General features: G+C 54.9%; 11 protein-coding genes. 4 read left to right on the forward strand and 7 right to left on the reverse strand.

Annotation, left to right across the window (positions count from 1 at the left end):
* Positions 1-15: 15 nt before the first annotated feature.
* The 5 genes from ASU33_RS09645 to ASU33_RS09665 form a co-directional block, all read right to left on the reverse strand.
* Positions 16-3,051, reverse strand: coding sequence for a T9SS-dependent choice-of-anchor J family protein (locus ASU33_RS09645; protein ID WP_078063010.1), 3,036 nt, complete (start codon positions 3,049-3,051; stop codon positions 16-18).
* 185 nt (positions 3,052-3,236) lie between these two features.
* Entirely contained in the window at positions 3,237-3,878 is a 642-nt protein-coding gene (locus ASU33_RS09650) for an AlbA family DNA-binding domain-containing protein (protein ID WP_059070584.1), read from the reverse strand.
* A gap of 297 nt (positions 3,879-4,175) precedes the next feature.
* Complete coding sequence (locus ASU33_RS09655; RefSeq protein ID WP_059070585.1) at positions 4,176-4,436, reverse strand: hypothetical protein; 261 nt, start codon at positions 4,434-4,436, stop codon at positions 4,176-4,178.
* Positions 4,437-4,708: 272 nt separating this feature from the next.
* Positions 4,709-5,593 carry an SDR family NAD(P)-dependent oxidoreductase gene (locus ASU33_RS09660; RefSeq protein ID WP_059070586.1) on the reverse strand — a complete coding sequence of 295 codons (885 nt, stop codon included), beginning with the start codon at positions 5,591-5,593 and terminating at the stop codon, positions 4,709-4,711.
* Between the two features lie 107 nt (positions 5,594-5,700).
* Positions 5,701-6,117 carry a DUF3127 domain-containing protein gene (locus ASU33_RS09665; protein WP_059070587.1) on the reverse strand — a complete coding sequence of 139 codons (417 nt, stop codon included), beginning with the start codon at positions 6,115-6,117 and terminating at the stop codon, positions 5,701-5,703.
* Between the two features lie 196 nt (positions 6,118-6,313).
* Here ASU33_RS09665 and ASU33_RS09670 point away from each other — a divergent pair, with 196 nt between their 5' ends.
* Positions 6,314-7,285 (forward strand): isoaspartyl peptidase/L-asparaginase family protein, encoded by a 972-nt coding sequence (locus ASU33_RS09670; protein ID WP_059070588.1) that lies wholly within the window; start codon positions 6,314-6,316, stop codon positions 7,283-7,285.
* Between the two features lie 118 nt (positions 7,286-7,403).
* Here the strand turns inward: ASU33_RS09670 and ASU33_RS09675 are convergent, their stop codons facing one another.
* Positions 7,404-8,327: a cyanophycinase gene (locus tag ASU33_RS09675; protein WP_078063012.1), complete on the reverse strand. Its 924-nt coding sequence runs from the start codon at positions 8,325-8,327 to the stop codon at positions 7,404-7,406.
* 90 nt (positions 8,328-8,417) lie between these two features.
* Positions 8,418-10,220, reverse strand: a complete 1,803-nt coding sequence (locus tag ASU33_RS09680; RefSeq protein ID WP_059070589.1) for a M1 family metallopeptidase — start codon at positions 10,218-10,220, stop codon at positions 8,418-8,420.
* A 344-nt stretch (positions 10,221-10,564) separates the two neighbouring features.
* Here ASU33_RS09680 and ASU33_RS09685 point away from each other — a divergent pair, with 344 nt between their 5' ends.
* The 3 genes from ASU33_RS09685 (at position 10,565) to ASU33_RS21465 (ending at position 14,195) form a co-directional block, all read left to right on the forward strand.
* Positions 10,565-12,346 (forward strand): L,D-transpeptidase family protein, encoded by a 1,782-nt coding sequence (locus tag ASU33_RS09685; protein WP_059070590.1) that lies wholly within the window; start codon positions 10,565-10,567, stop codon positions 12,344-12,346.
* A gap of 391 nt (positions 12,347-12,737) precedes the next feature.
* A complete protein-coding gene (locus ASU33_RS21925; protein WP_078063013.1) occupies positions 12,738-13,334 on the forward strand; it encodes a helix-turn-helix domain-containing protein in 597 nt (198 codons plus the stop codon).
* A gap of 684 nt (positions 13,335-14,018) precedes the next feature.
* Positions 14,019-14,195: a hypothetical protein gene (locus ASU33_RS21465; protein WP_160328170.1), complete on the forward strand. Its 177-nt coding sequence runs from the start codon at positions 14,019-14,021 to the stop codon at positions 14,193-14,195.
* Positions 14,196-14,273: the final 78 nt, after the last annotated feature.

Here is a 14,273-nt window from a genome sequence, read left to right on the forward strand (position 1 = left end):
GGTTGGTGAGTTTGCTTATTGCTTCACAAAGCGCTCCACGTAGGTTTGCTGCTCGCCCACGATGCGCACCGTGTACATGCCAGCGTTGAGGTTACCAACTTTCTGGTTCAACTGCTGATTCAGCTGCTCCAACGAACCTTTGGCGCTGATGGCTACGCGGCCATCCGAAGTGAGTACCTGCAGCTGCAAGTTCTGGCCACGCTCCGGCACCTCCACGCGCACCGATTTGCTTACCGGATTGGGGTACAAGCCCAGTTTAACAGTTGCCAGGCTAGCCTTACCGCTGGTTACCACGTTAGCACCCAGGTTAAAGCGAGTTTGGATGGGGTAGTGGTCAGAGGTGGTGGAGCCATAGTTGGTGATGGTGCCAGCCACGTCGGTACGGATGTTGGCCGAACCCTCAAGGTAGAACGTGTTCATCTCGTTCGACACCACTACGTGGTCAATCACATCGTTAAAGCCTACCGTCGACTTCAGCCCAGCCTGGCTTAGCGGCAGCGTAAGGGCCGAGTACTGAGCGGCATCAGCCGTGAAGGCTTGGTACGACGAAGCCGTTACGTTCGGAATGTTGGCAATGGTAACGTCTAGGTCGTCGTTGAAGTCACCCATAATCAGCACGTTGCTCGTGCCATAGCGGGCGTCCAGCTCAGCCTTCAGCGCTTCGGCACCTGCCTTGCGGCGGTTGTACGAATCGCCGCCGTCATTGCTTTCGTTGGCTTTGGCATGAATGAGCACGAAGGCTACCCGGCGCGTTTGGCCATTTGTGAGCTTCACATCGGCCTCCATCAGGTAAGGCACGCGGCCCGTCGACCAGTTCGTCGACCAGTTATTCGGGTCGGTGCAGCTGGTGCAGGTAGAGAGCGTGGTAAAGGTGGCGTTGCTGAACGAAGTAGAACGGTACACGAACACCAGCTTCTGAGCGCTGCTAAATGCCGAGCCCGATACGCCGGTGGATACACTGTAGCGGTAACCGCCGGGCAGCTGGCGCACCATGGCTCCTAGCTTGGCCGTATCTACGATTTCGGCCAGGCCGTACACATCAGCGTTCAGGTCGGTGAGTACCTTTTTGGCGTTGGTTTCCTGCAGGGCTTCGTCCGTGGGGCCGTTGCCTGTAGCGCCAAACCACTCGATGTTCCAGTTCACTACGTCGAGCGTAGCGTTGGGAACGTACGTGTTGCCGGCTAGGGCTACCGGTACGGCCGTAGCACCCGGCGAGGTGATGCTAAGCGACGCGGTGTAGTTGGTGTTGGCTGCCGTGGGGGCAAACTCTACCGTTACCTCTTTGGGCGAGGCCAATGCTTCGGCAGCCGTGAAGGTGACAGAATTGCTGAAAGTAGTGCCGTCTTTCGAAACCTTAAAGGCAGTGCTCGGTGAGGTAATGGTTACGTCGCCGGTTACGTTGCGCGAGGTCGTTACAAACTTGCGCGTAGCCTTTTCGTTTTCCTTTACATAGTCGAAGTTGAGGCGGTTCGGTACCGCGCGAACAGCTACCGGAGCTGGAGTGCTCGAGTTGGTTACCTGAATGTCGTCGATCGTCCACTGGGCAGCGCCGCTGGCAGCCGAAGAGGTGTACACAAACGCTACGTATACCGGGCTACCCTTGTAGGCGCTCAGGTCTACGTTGGAGGTCTGCGTCCAAGTGTCGGTGTTAGCCGCTGGCAGGTCCACGTCGATGGTCGTCCAGGTTACGCCCGCAGCGGTGGGTGAACCAGTGCCCGAGTAATTCGTCGAAACCCGCAGTTGCACGGCTGGGCCGTTGAAACGGGTACGCGACCAGAACGAGAGCAGCGGCACATTCATCGACGAAATGTTCAGCGACGGCGAAATCAGCCAGTCTTCGTTCGTCTGTGCGGTGCCTGAAAAGCCATTGATTTGCACAGCATTAGGCGAAGTGCCTTTGCCCGAAGCGTCGTTGGCGTCGCGCCCGAACGTAGTGCAGCCCCATACCTGGGCGCCTGTTACGCTCACCTGCGTCCAGCCATCGGCCAGGTTGTTGCCGCAGTCGTTAAAAGAGTACGTTGGGTTAGCAGGGTCGAAACCAGTGCCGCGTAGCGCAACCGTTTTGGAGGCAGCGCCCTGGCTGGCAATAGCAATGCTGCCCGTAGCCAATCCGCTGGCCGTAGGAGCGAAGCGTACGTAAACAGTTTGGTTGGTTGCCAGCTCGGCAGGTGCGTAGCTAATCGAGGAGGCAAACGTGGTGTTGTCTTTCGAAAGCTGGTACGGGCCCGTTGCCGTGAGGGTAGTGTTTTCGGTGAGGTTGGCTCCGCCCAGAGTAAAGGTTTGGTTACCCGTCGAGCCAACGTTTTGCGTACCGAAGCCTAGGTCAGTAACGCTGCTGATAAGGCGAGCATCCGAAGCCGTCTTCCACGACAAATCGAAATCGTCGATGGCCGAAGTCGGGCGGTTGCCCGAACCCGTGCTAGCCGACAAAGCCACGATACGAATCCAAACGGGTTCGTTTTTGTCGTCGAGGGCGTTGCCAAAATCTACGTCAACCGAGGTGCTGCCGAAGGTGCTGTTGCCCGTAACCGCCGAGGTAGGCAGGGCCGTGAAGGAAGTTGGGTTAGCACCCACCGCATAGTCGACGCGCCAGTTGGTAGTGCGCGGAGAAGCGACATCGAGCGACTGCAGCTTAAAGTTGAGTTGCAACTCGTAACGGCCGGTGGTATTGGCTGCCTGAAATACGAAAGCAGCACCTGGGTCGTAACCCGAAGTGCTGGTTTGGCGCACACCTAGGGCGCGGTTGGTAGCTGCTGCTTGGTCGGTAGCGCTGGTGCTTGCCGTGAGGCCCGTGGCCGAAGCGTAGTTTTTGAAACCAACTGGGGTGCCCAGGCTCCACTCAGTTGGGGTTGTAACCAGGGTCTGGGAGGTACCGAGGGCGGTAGCCGAGGCAGCCGACCGTACGGTAAAGCCTGCGGGCAGGCCCGAAGCCAAAGCGTCAAAATTTTGTTTGTAGGGGCTGCTGCCAAGGGTTGCTTGTGCCCAAGCATGCTGCGGTGCGAAGCTGAGCACGCCTAAGCCTAACAAACCAAGAAGTAAAGGTGATTTCATCGACAGAAGTCGTAAGTGGTGGTGAAAAGCAAAAGTACTTGCCTACAAGAAAGTCAATGTTATCAGAATGTTACCAAATTGGACCAGGCGAAATTTCCTGAACACATTCATAGGCCTCCTTCCGGCTGCTTAACCATCAGCTTTGCTCAGCTATCTAGGTATTTCTTCAGTTAACACGCGGGCAGCTAGGCCTTGGTGTAATAGGGCTCCTTCTCCTTATCATGGTAGCGCAAATAGCCGTGTAACACCAGTTTGATAAGCATGCGGTACGCCCGGCGTTTCGATACATTTATCAGCTTACTGTACTGATCAAGCGTCAGGCGCGGATGCTTACGTACAAAATCCAGTGCAGCCTCTTCTAATTTGTTAAGTGGTATTTTTTCGAAGCGGCTTTCGGGCTGTTCATTGGCCAATACTTTTTCAGTGATTTGGCTGGTTTGCACGCTTTCATCGCCCACTCGCACGTACCCACGCCAGTCATCGGCGGCCACTAAAGCTTTGTGGGGTTTTCGTGAGCTTTCACTCACGGTAACGATTAATACGATGCGCGCATCATCCTCTACCTCTTCAATCCGCAATTGCAGCGGCGGCATTATATAATGTTCGGCAGCTTGCCGCAGCAGAAAAATTTCTTCTTCAGCGTCGCGTACGCCCACTATTCGGCCATTATCCTCTACGCCAATTAGCAGCCTGCCCCCCTGGCTATTGGCAAACGATACCAAAGTGCGCGAAATGCGCGTGGGATGGGTAGTTCGTTTTTTAAAATCCAGCGTTTCGCCCTCGCCTTTGGCGATTAATTCGCGCAACCGTTGTGCCGTGAATCCCATATATGTGGATGCGCTTACGTAAATCTAACGTATACGTACAGTTAGTAAAAAAGCTACAAAAATGATAGGAGCCTACCAAAGTAATAGCCAACACTTGGGTAAATGTTAAGTTAGTGCCAGCCTGCGCTGCTGTGTGACAGACGGTTACTTCATTTGGGCTGACTGTATTTAAAAACATCGAAAGAAATCTCCGAACAAGCGGATAATCTACGCTGCTCTATTTCATGGTAGATAGGGCACACGAAAAAGCCCATTGACACCTAGGCCAATGGGCTCATACAGTTCGCAGGAATACTGTTAGGCGTTGTTCGCGGCGTTTTTGGGCGGACGGCCCGGGCCACGACGACGGCCTTCACCCCCTTCAGCACCTTCGCCGGCAGGCTTGCGGCCGGGTTTTTTACGCTGGTTAGGCTCGTAAGCCGGGTCGAGGAGCTCGGCCAACTCGTTTAGGGCTGATTGCACCTTGCCATGAGCGCGACGGATTTCGCGCACCAGATTTTCATTACGACCAGCGTCTTCCAGTACTTTTTGTAGGTGCTGAATGTTAAGTTCGGCCATTGTATATAAAGATTAATGGTTCAATTTCAGAACAAAGAAACGAGAATATAAAAATAAAGTATCACGCATTATTATATTTTTTTTGATTTACCGTCCAAATCATAGGCTTTCGTTCTGAAATGACGGTTTTATTGTCTCTGAGGAGGTATTAATTCTTATTAAGACTGCTGCGAACCTTGTACTTACTAGTAGGTTTCTTACAGCTCTTTGAAACAATTAACCCTACAAACCCCACTGCATACAACGTGCGAGATTATGCAAGGGCATTTTATTTATTCTCCTACTCCTGTCTCTTCAGCCGAAATACGCCAAAGCCTATGGGCTTCGGCACGGCTTGCTGCCTTGCTGGATACCCGGGCAGGATGGCAATTTTTATAATACGCGCCGCTATTTTTTTGGTAATCATCGGCAGTTACTACGCAAACAATAGTATCGGCGGCCCGCTCGTTGGAGCGAGCAAATGGCAGCGCTAGTAGCATCATGGCGCGCATAAACCATGAGCTATGTAACCACAAATTGGAACGCACCAAACCGGGGTGCAGGCAATGGGCTGTAACTGGCGTTAGCTCAAGGCGTTCGGCCAAGGCTTTGGTAAATAAAATATTGGCCAGTTTGGAGTCGCAATAGGCTGTAAATGCGCTGCTCCGATTGGGGTCAATTCGGGCCTCTAGGTTGCTTTCTATTTCGCCTAACCAATGCGCTTCGGAAGCTACCGTAATTACGCGGGCGCCGATGCCGGCTTGCTCGAGCAAGGGCAGTAAACGGTTGGTGATTACAAACGGAGCCAGATGGTTGGTAGCCCAACACAACTCGTGGCCTTCGTCGGTGGCAATGAGCTTGTTGGGAAGCACTCCGGCGTTGTTGATAAGCACATCTAACTTCGTGTGCTTGCTCAGCACTTCATCGCACAACCGATGCACCTCGGTCAGTATGGCAAGGTCGCACAGGAACAGTTCGGGAGCAGGGTTGCCCGGAGGGCCAGCCGCTTGTACTTCGTCAAGGGCCTGCTGGCCCCGCGCTGCGTTGCGGCAAACGATTAACAGGTGCGCCCCTAGGTTGGCTAAGCGCTTAGCTGCCGCTAGGCCAATGCCCGACGAGGCACCCGTGATTAAAATAGTGCGGCCCTGCAGCGGCCGCTCGGCAGATGTAGTACGCATGGTGGAGAAGCCGGGAAGGAGAGAAGGCCTCTGGCAGGGGTGCATACGCAAAAATGCCGCTTCCGGTAATCGGAAGCGGCATTTGTAGTGTAATCCGTAACGAATGCTTAGAAGGGCAGGTCGTTGTCGTCGTCCGAAGCAATGGGAGCGGGGCGCTGGGGTTGCGCGTCGCGGCGAAGGCCGGGGTTATTGTTTGCAGCCGGGGCCGAGTAGCCACCGCCTTGCTGGCCACCAGCGCTGGCACCGCTAGCCGCCTCGATGCGCCAAGCCTCGAGGTTGGTGAAGTACAGCATCTGGCCATTTTTGTTGAAGCCGCGGCCACGCAGGTTGAACTGCACGCGTACCTCGTCACCAATTTTGTATTGGTCGATCAGAGACGTCTTGTCTTGTACCAGCTGAAACTTGATATGCTCGGGATACTGGCCGTCGACGACTTCCAGCACGAACTCGCGCTTGCGGAATTTCTCGCTCACCTGTTGCTCGTCCATAATGTCGTGCAGGCGGCCGGTAGCTTCGTAAGCCATAGTCAATGAAAGGAGGGATGTTGAAAATTTATAAGCCAAATCTACGAAAAATAATTCCGGATGGGTGGTGCTGGGGCCGGCTTGCTGCCTCACTTTTCCACTCCTATATATAATAAGGAGTAGCCACTGCTTACACTCCAGGTAAACCGCCTACTCCAATTGCCGTACTTTGGGCTCAGCAACTTCTCCTTACTGCATGTCGCACATTGCCCTTGCCCTGCACGGTGGCGCCGGCACCATAGCCCGCACCCTGCTGCTCCCCGAAGCTGAGTACGAATACCGACACGCCTTGCAGCAAGCCCTACTTGCGGGTTACGATTTGTTGCGCCAAGGAGCTCCGGCCCTCGATGCGGTAGAGCATACCGTGGTGCAACTTGAAAACAACCCACTGTTCAATGCTGGTCGGGGTGCCGTATTTACACACGAGGGGCACCACGAACTCGATGCCTCGATAATGGACGGGCGCACCAAACAAGCCGGAGCCGTAACGGGCGTTCGGGCAGTGCAAAATCCCATTAGGGCCGCTCGCCTGGTAATGGAGCGCTCCGAGCATGTACTGCTGGCTTGGCCCGGTGCCGAGGAGTTTGCCCAGCAACAAGGCCTGGCGATGCAGCCACCGGAGTATTTTTTCACGGAGCACCGCTATGGCCAGTTGCAGGAGGCACTAGCCAGCGGCCGCATTCGCCTCGACCACAGTCATGATGCTCCGCTCGAAGAGCCTAACAAGTTCGACGAAGATCCGAAACGCAAGATGGGCACGGTGGGCGCCGTCGCCTGCGACCAATACGGCAACTTAGCCGCTGCCACCAGCACAGGCGGCATGACGAACAAGCGTTTCTCGCGCGTCGGCGACTCGCCCATTATCGGCGCGGGCACGTGGGCCGATAATCGCACGTGCGCCATTAGCTGCACTGGCCACGGTGAATTTTTTATTCGGGCCGTGGTAGCGCACGATATAGCCTGCCTCATGGAGTACCGCGGCCTGAGCCTGGCCGAAGCCTGCGGGGTAGTGGTGCACGATAAGCTGGCGCCTGTTGGCGGCGAAGGCGGCTTGGTGGCCGTTGATGCTGCCGGCAACATGGCATTGCCTTTCAACTCCGATGGCATGTACCGCGCAAGCATCAGCAGCTACTCGCCGTTGTTTGTGGGTATCTACCGCGATGAGTAATGTGCCCTGCCTAGGTAGCGTAGCGGCTTCAGGCACCTAGGGGCAAACGCATTCGGTCCCGGCTGTTGGAGAACTGCCGGGACCGAAGCGAATATAATAATAAGGAGTAGCAGAAGAGTTAGGACGCCGAACGTAACTCGGCGGCTGGGCGGTGCGCTGCTATAGCCGCATCGTGGGTTGGCTTGTCGACGAAGAATTTTCGCTCGTGGATGTCGTACACGTTGCCTTTGGCCAGTACGTGCATTGTTATGTTCTCAATCGACAATGCGGTGCCCTTTGCAGCGGCAGCCGTGTTGTTGTGCCGGATATGATGCCCATCGATGATGATAACCAAATTGGAGCCGATGGTTTCGATGAGGTTGCCGTTGCGGATGAGCACACCTGTGTCCTCGCCCAAGCCTATGCCGATGAAAGTGGGGTGCAAACCGACCGCCTCGATCAAACGGCCAAAGCGCCCGCGCTTTACAAAGTGCGAGTCGATGATGACGTTCGGAATTAAGCTAAGGCCAGTTCCCATCTTAACGGCTCCTTTCATCAACGATTCCGGCACCGAGCCGCCCCGGATCATGATGTGCGACATAGCCATGGCCCCGGCACTGGTACCGGCAATCACAAAATCAGGCTCCGCGAAATAACGCTGCGTGAGAATCTCAAGAAACCGGGTGCCGCAGAACATTTCTTTTAGCCGCGACTGGTCGCCGCCCGAAAACATCACGAGGTCGGCGGCCAGCAGGCGCTCCAATATCTCGGGCTGATCGGTGTCCTGCGGGACACGAATGTCCATCACGCCCACATCGAGGCAATTCAGCATACCAAACGACGACACATAGATGCGCCCCACCTCATCCGGAATCATGGAAGCGGTGGTGACAACCTCGATGCGCGGGTCGGTTTTGCCACTCTCCAGCACAATGCGCTTCAGAATGCCGAGCTCAAAGAAGTTGAGATAATACTTCTTCTTCTTTTGCGGGTTGGGGTAGGTGCCTTTGTCCTCGTTACCCCCAACGGCTATCAATTTACCCTGTGGTTTCGGTGCGTTCAACTAGCAGAAATGTGGAGCGGTGAGTGAGTAATCGAAAATGCAGAAGGTACGCTGCTTGAAGCAACTCCCGAGCCAAAAAGTGCCGAAAGGCTACGCCAAAGTTGGCTTGCCCACCAGCGTATCCAGTGTGCTCGTCGATACGGAGTGGTAATTGCCCCGTGCTTGCGTGTAAATGTCGCGGGCACGTTCTTTCCCTTCGGGCGTAGCCAATAGGGCTTTGTAGAGCGGCACCAAAAACTTGCGCCGGCCAACGCGCGTGAGAAATGCACCTAGGGCTGGGTAGGCGCTGGAGTAGTTTGCCCCGATAGCCAGCGGGAACCAGGCCGTCAGGATTTCGGCGTTGCCCGAATTGGTGAAATCAAAGGCCTTATCCAAATCGGCTAATTGCTCGCTGCTGATGTGCTCGGGTAGGCCGTGCAGAAAATGAACCCACTCGTGCGTGCTCCACTCGGTAGTATCGAGCAAAGCGGGCGCGGCACCGTGCCGCCATGCCTGCAAGGCACCCTCTACACTGGCAAAGCGCTCCGACTGCACCGGCGGGGCCACTGGCGGAATTCCGGGAGCGTTGATCCATTTATCAAGCTGCACTTGTTCCTCGGCACCGGGTACCTGGCTGAGCAACTCGCGGCGGAGGTACGCAATGAAATGAGCAGTATCCATCGACTGGAAGGCGTGCTCGGAGAAGTACTTCGTGATGAAAGCGTCGAGCTTTTCGCGGCCTACGATGCTTTCCAGAGTTAGCAGCAGGTAGTTGCCCTTCTCGTAGGCAATTTCGTTGAGTCCCTCGTCAGGGTCGCGGCCTGCCAGCTTCAGGTGCAAGTGGGTATCGGCGCTTTCGGCGCCAAGCTCGTCGATGGTGTGGTGTAGCGCTGTGTGGCCGAGTACCTGAAGCATATCGGCATAAGCGCGCCCGTACAGGCGCTCCATGATGCGCCGCTCGAAGTAAACCGTGAAGCCTTCGTTCAACCAGAAGTCGTTCCAGGTAGCATTCGTCACGAGGTTGCCTGACCAAGAGTGCGCCAGCTCGTGCGCCACCAGGCTGGTCAGGCTTCGGTCGCCGGCTAGGATGGTAGGCGTCACGAAAGTAAGCCGCGGGTTTTCCATGCCGCCAAACGGGAAGGAGGGCGGCAACACCAACAGATCGTACCGCTCCCAACGGTAGGGGCCGTAAAGTTCCTCGGCCGCGCCTACCATTTGCTCTAGGTCGGCAAACTCATGCGTAGCCACGGGCAGGGTGGTAGGTTCGGCGTACACCCCAGTGCGGCCGCTGACGGCCTCGAACCGCAAATAGCCGATGGCCAGGGCCATGAGGTACGAGGGAATGGGCTGCGGCATTTGGAAATGGTACTCGCCCGAAGCCGAAAGTTGCTGCGGGTTTTCGGCACTCATCAGGGCCAGCAATTCCTTGGGGCCGCGCACCGTGGCTTCGTATGTAAAGCGCACCCCCGGCGAATCCTGGCACGGAATCCAGGTACGTGCCAGAATGGCTTGCGACTGGGTAAATAAAAACGGGTGTTGCTTGCCAGCCGTTTGCTCGGGCGCGAGCCACTGCAAAGCAGCTGCCTCAGGAGCGGTACGGTAGAGCACTGTAACCGAGCGGGTGGTTGGCTGCACTTGAATGCGCAATGCCTGGCCAAGTACGGCATCCGCATCGCCCAAGTTAAAGGACGCAAGCGCGGTATCGTCGTCGAGGGATACGGCTTCAATGGCTAAGTCGCGGGTATCGAGCCACAGCTCCGAAACGCCCGGTTGCACCTCGACCTGCCAAGTGGCTTTACCCGTTAAGGTGCGGGAAGCAAAGTCAACGGAGAGGTCGAGAGCGAGGTGCCGAACCACTGCCTCTTGCGGGCGGGCGCAGCTATGCGGGTCGGTGGCCAGAGGCATTTCAGCCATACTATATATAATAAGGAGTGGAAAGGTAGGACGGCATGACAGCCCAGAAGCCTACGAGTAAACGGGTGGCAAAGATAACCGCCTAGGTAGTGGGGCGGTTTTGAATGAAAGGACCTAAGAGGAAGTGTAGTGTCGGCAAAGGCAGCTAAGCCAAAAACGCAATGGCAATTTAGAAATGTGGCGGATGGCATTGTTTTACGGCTATCTTGCACCTTGGAATGCAACGGCCTAAGGCAACCCGCACTAGGCTGTTGGAGTACAACAATGCAGCTCGCACCGGGGCCCTGCCGCGCAGGATGCCACCTCCGGATTGCGGAAGTGCCGCTTTGTTTTCCACCATAGTCATGAAACTTTCGGTTAAAACCGTTTTTATATCCACCTTACGGCTGATGCTGGCTTTCTGCCTGCTGCTGGTTGCTGCTTCGTGCAGCCAAGAGCAGAAGGAAAAAGCGCAGGATGCAGCCGCTGACCTGCTCCCGGGCAATGGCAAAAAGGCCGGCCCGCAGCCGCGCATCGATACCGTGTACGTTGAAAAGTACATGGCCTCGAAGCCGGCTTTCAAAGCTGAAATTGAATGGGGTAAAAAGTTCTACAAAGAGCGCGACGGCCGCCTAGGTTGGTTTCGCGACCACGAAGTACTGCCCCATGCCGAGCGCATGCTATCGGTACTGAACAAGGCCGGCGAAGAAGGCCTTGACCCCAACGACTACAAAGTTGTCGACTTTGACAAGCTCTTTGCTCAGCTGAAGGAGGCGCCGGATACCACGGCGCGTAATGCACTCGAAAAAGAAATAGACATCGCGCTATCAGCAACTTACTTCAACTGGGCCGATGATTTTTATCGCGGCATTGTAAACCCGCGCGAAGTAAAGAATATCGATTGGAAGGTTAAGCGCAACAAAATCAAGTTGCACAAGGCCCTCATGACCATCTTGCAGGAGCGCGAGAGTACCTATCCCTACTACGAATTTGAGCCCCTGCACCCCGAGTACGACCGTCTGCGCGAGGCCCTAGCGCGCTTCCGCTCCATGCAGCGCAACGGCGGTTGGGCAACCGTGCCTGCCGTTAAGCGGCTGCGCCCCGGCGACTCCTCAGCGGTGGTGCCGGCGCTGCGCCGCCGCCTCCTAGGCTTTAACCCCGACGGCACACCCGATCCGCGGCATGCAGGCCAAGTGCAGGCAGTGCCCGTATCGAATAAGCCGGGGCAGGCTGCCTCTGGTTCGGGCGAATCGCGCGTTTACGATGCCGAGCTGGTTGCTGCTGTGAAAGAATTCCAGGAGCAAAACGGCTTAAAGGCCGATGGCAACCTAGGGGCCGAAACGCTTAAGTTGCTAAACGTTCCGCTGCAGCAACGCATTGATCAGATCATTCTGAACATGGAGCGTTGGCGCTGGATTCCCAAGCGCTTCGAGCCGAACTACCTGCTCGTAAACATTCCGGATTACCACATGTGGGTGTACGAGAACGGAAAGCCTGCTCTCGATATGCGCGTAATTGTGGGCAAGCAGCTGAACGCTACTCCCGTGTTTAGCGACAAAATGGAGTACGTGGTATTGGCCCCGTACTGGAACGTTCCTTTCAGCATCATCGACAAAGAGCTGCGGCCCGGTTTGGAGCGAGACCCGGCCGGTTACCTCGAGCGCCTTGATATGGAAGTGGTGAAAGGCTTCGGGGCAAAAGCTACTCCCGTCGATCCAACCAGTATCGACTGGGCCGGCCTTACGGAGAGCACCTGGCGCTACACCCTGCGCAAGCGACCCGGCCCGCGCAACGACCTAGGGGATGTGAAGTTTTTGTTCCCGAACTCGGAGGACATCTACCTGCACGACACGCCCAACGATGAGCTGTTCAGCCAAGCCAAGCGCGGGTTCAGCCACGGCTGTGTACGGGTTGAGCGGCCGCTTGAGCTTGCCGAGTACCTGCTGCGCAATAAGCCGGGTTGGGACATGAGTAAAATTCAGGAGACGATTGCCGGGCAGAAGGAGCAGTACGTCACGCTGCCCGAAAAACTTCCAGTGTACCTGGTGTACTTTACGGCTTGGGTTGATGACGCCGGCAACGTTCATTTCCGCGACGATATCTACGGTCACGACAAGGCCCTAGCGCGCGAGTACTTTAGCTCCTAAATTTCCTAATTGCTAAGCTGCCTCTCTAAGAGGCGAAGCATCTAAGCAGGAAAGGGCCTTACCACTTGTTCTAGAACCGCCATAGCGTTAGCCGCTGTGGCGGTTTTTTCATGCTTGTACTGTGATGCTGCTTTGCTTGCCCCCCAGGTTGGCCATGGCTCTGCTTCCAATAGTCAGGCCAGAGGATGCATAAACAACAGGACTTTAATTGCATTGAGACAGATCAAGACAATTTACAAGTGTATAATTGTAAACGATTAGTAAGCAACGTAAACACATGCTTTTAAATGTTCAGGCGATTTATGGATGTAATTAACAATGTTAATCTTGTTGCCTGTGCATGTGCGCATGTTTCCTATTGCTGTAGATTTGTAACCTATATAAATGATATATGGTCGACCGTATTCGTCAGCTCATTCAGGAGCGCCAACTTACCTCCACTCAGTTTGCAGATGTGATTGGGGTAGCACGTCCGATTGTTAGCCATATTCTCAGCGGCCGTAACAAGCCCAGTTTGGAGGTGGTGCAGAAGATTATTGCCGCCTTTCCTGACATATCAATGCCGTGGTTGCTCACTGGGCAAGGCCTCATGACTGCTGAGAGTCCCGCAAACGCTGCTCAGCCTCCTTCTGCGGCAAGCTCGTCGGCTCGGGTGGCTGCCGCACCCAAGCGGGCTCCGAAGTCGCCTACACAGCCTAATTCCCTTGAGCCTCCTGTTAAGCCCTCAACTGTGCCCGAACCAGCGTTTGAAGACCCTAGGGAGCCAAGCTTAGCAGATGCGCCAGAACGCACAGCTGGACCACCAATTGATACCCAGCGCTCCAAAACCGATGCCGCAGCTAGTTCCAATAAGCTAAACGCTGATGACGCTTTGGTTCAAGCTGTGGCGCAAAGCGCTGCCACACAACCAAAAACGATACGGAGAGTATTAATATTCTATAGCGACGGTACTTTCACGGACTACACTCCTGCAACGGAACCATTATAGTAATGTCTATTCGCTTGTGCACTGCTCCTGTGCAACTGCCGAGTAGCATGGCGAGTAGAAAAGCAAGTGCCTTCCGACGTGTGCAATTGCACCGTGTTATTGCTGTATATGGGGTGCTTCCACGTATTGGTTTGGTTACATTGCATGCAACGGTTTTGCTTAACCATGATTGTATGGTAAATACAGTTGTAAGTATCTGTTTGTCAGGCTTTGTCAAGGTTGTATTTGAAGTGATTTAGTAAGTGTTTGCGAGTGAATAAGAGGGTTTGTGTTGTATTTTTTTTGTTATATAAGTTTAGGCTCATGTGTTTTAGATTAAGAGGTATGCTACTGTGGGTGCTAGACCAGCAGAATGCTAATAATTGTAACACGGTATTTTCGATGAAATGTGCAAGGGCTAGTACCGGTTCCTCCAACTTGCAAGTGCTTGATTGAGGTGGCACGGTATAGCTAATGATTAAATACTTACGACTTGTCAGTGCGCTGCTTGCAACTGCTGCCCATTGGTAACAAGCACTGGTTTATGCTGCTGCCGGGTAGTGTGTGGTCTGAGTATTTCAGGTTACAGTTGTAATTTGTAAACAGTACGAGCAAATTGGTACACCTATCATAAGCAAGCACCTTAACTTATTCTGTTGCGTATCCTGGCTTGATGATATAACCCGGCCCTCTTACCTTTGGGGTATGAAAAAGTCCTGCCTGCTCGCATTATTTGCTTGGGTTGCTGTGCTGGCCACGTCGTGCACGCCTCCCCCTGACGCCGAAAAAGATCCGAACGCCGATGCTGCTTACAAGCGCGAACACCGGCCTGAGGGCTACCGCGAAGCGCAGAGCAGCCAGCCGAACGCTATCGAGCAGTAATCCGCTTATCGCCGAAGTTTATCGGCGGCAAAAAGCAGCAGCCCCGCCTAGGTGAACCTAGGCGGGGCTGCTGCTTTT

The sequence above is a fragment of the Solirubrum puertoriconensis genome (genome assembly GCF_001483135.1).
Lineage (GTDB): Bacteria > Bacteroidota > Bacteroidia > Cytophagales > Hymenobacteraceae > Solirubrum > Solirubrum puertoriconensis.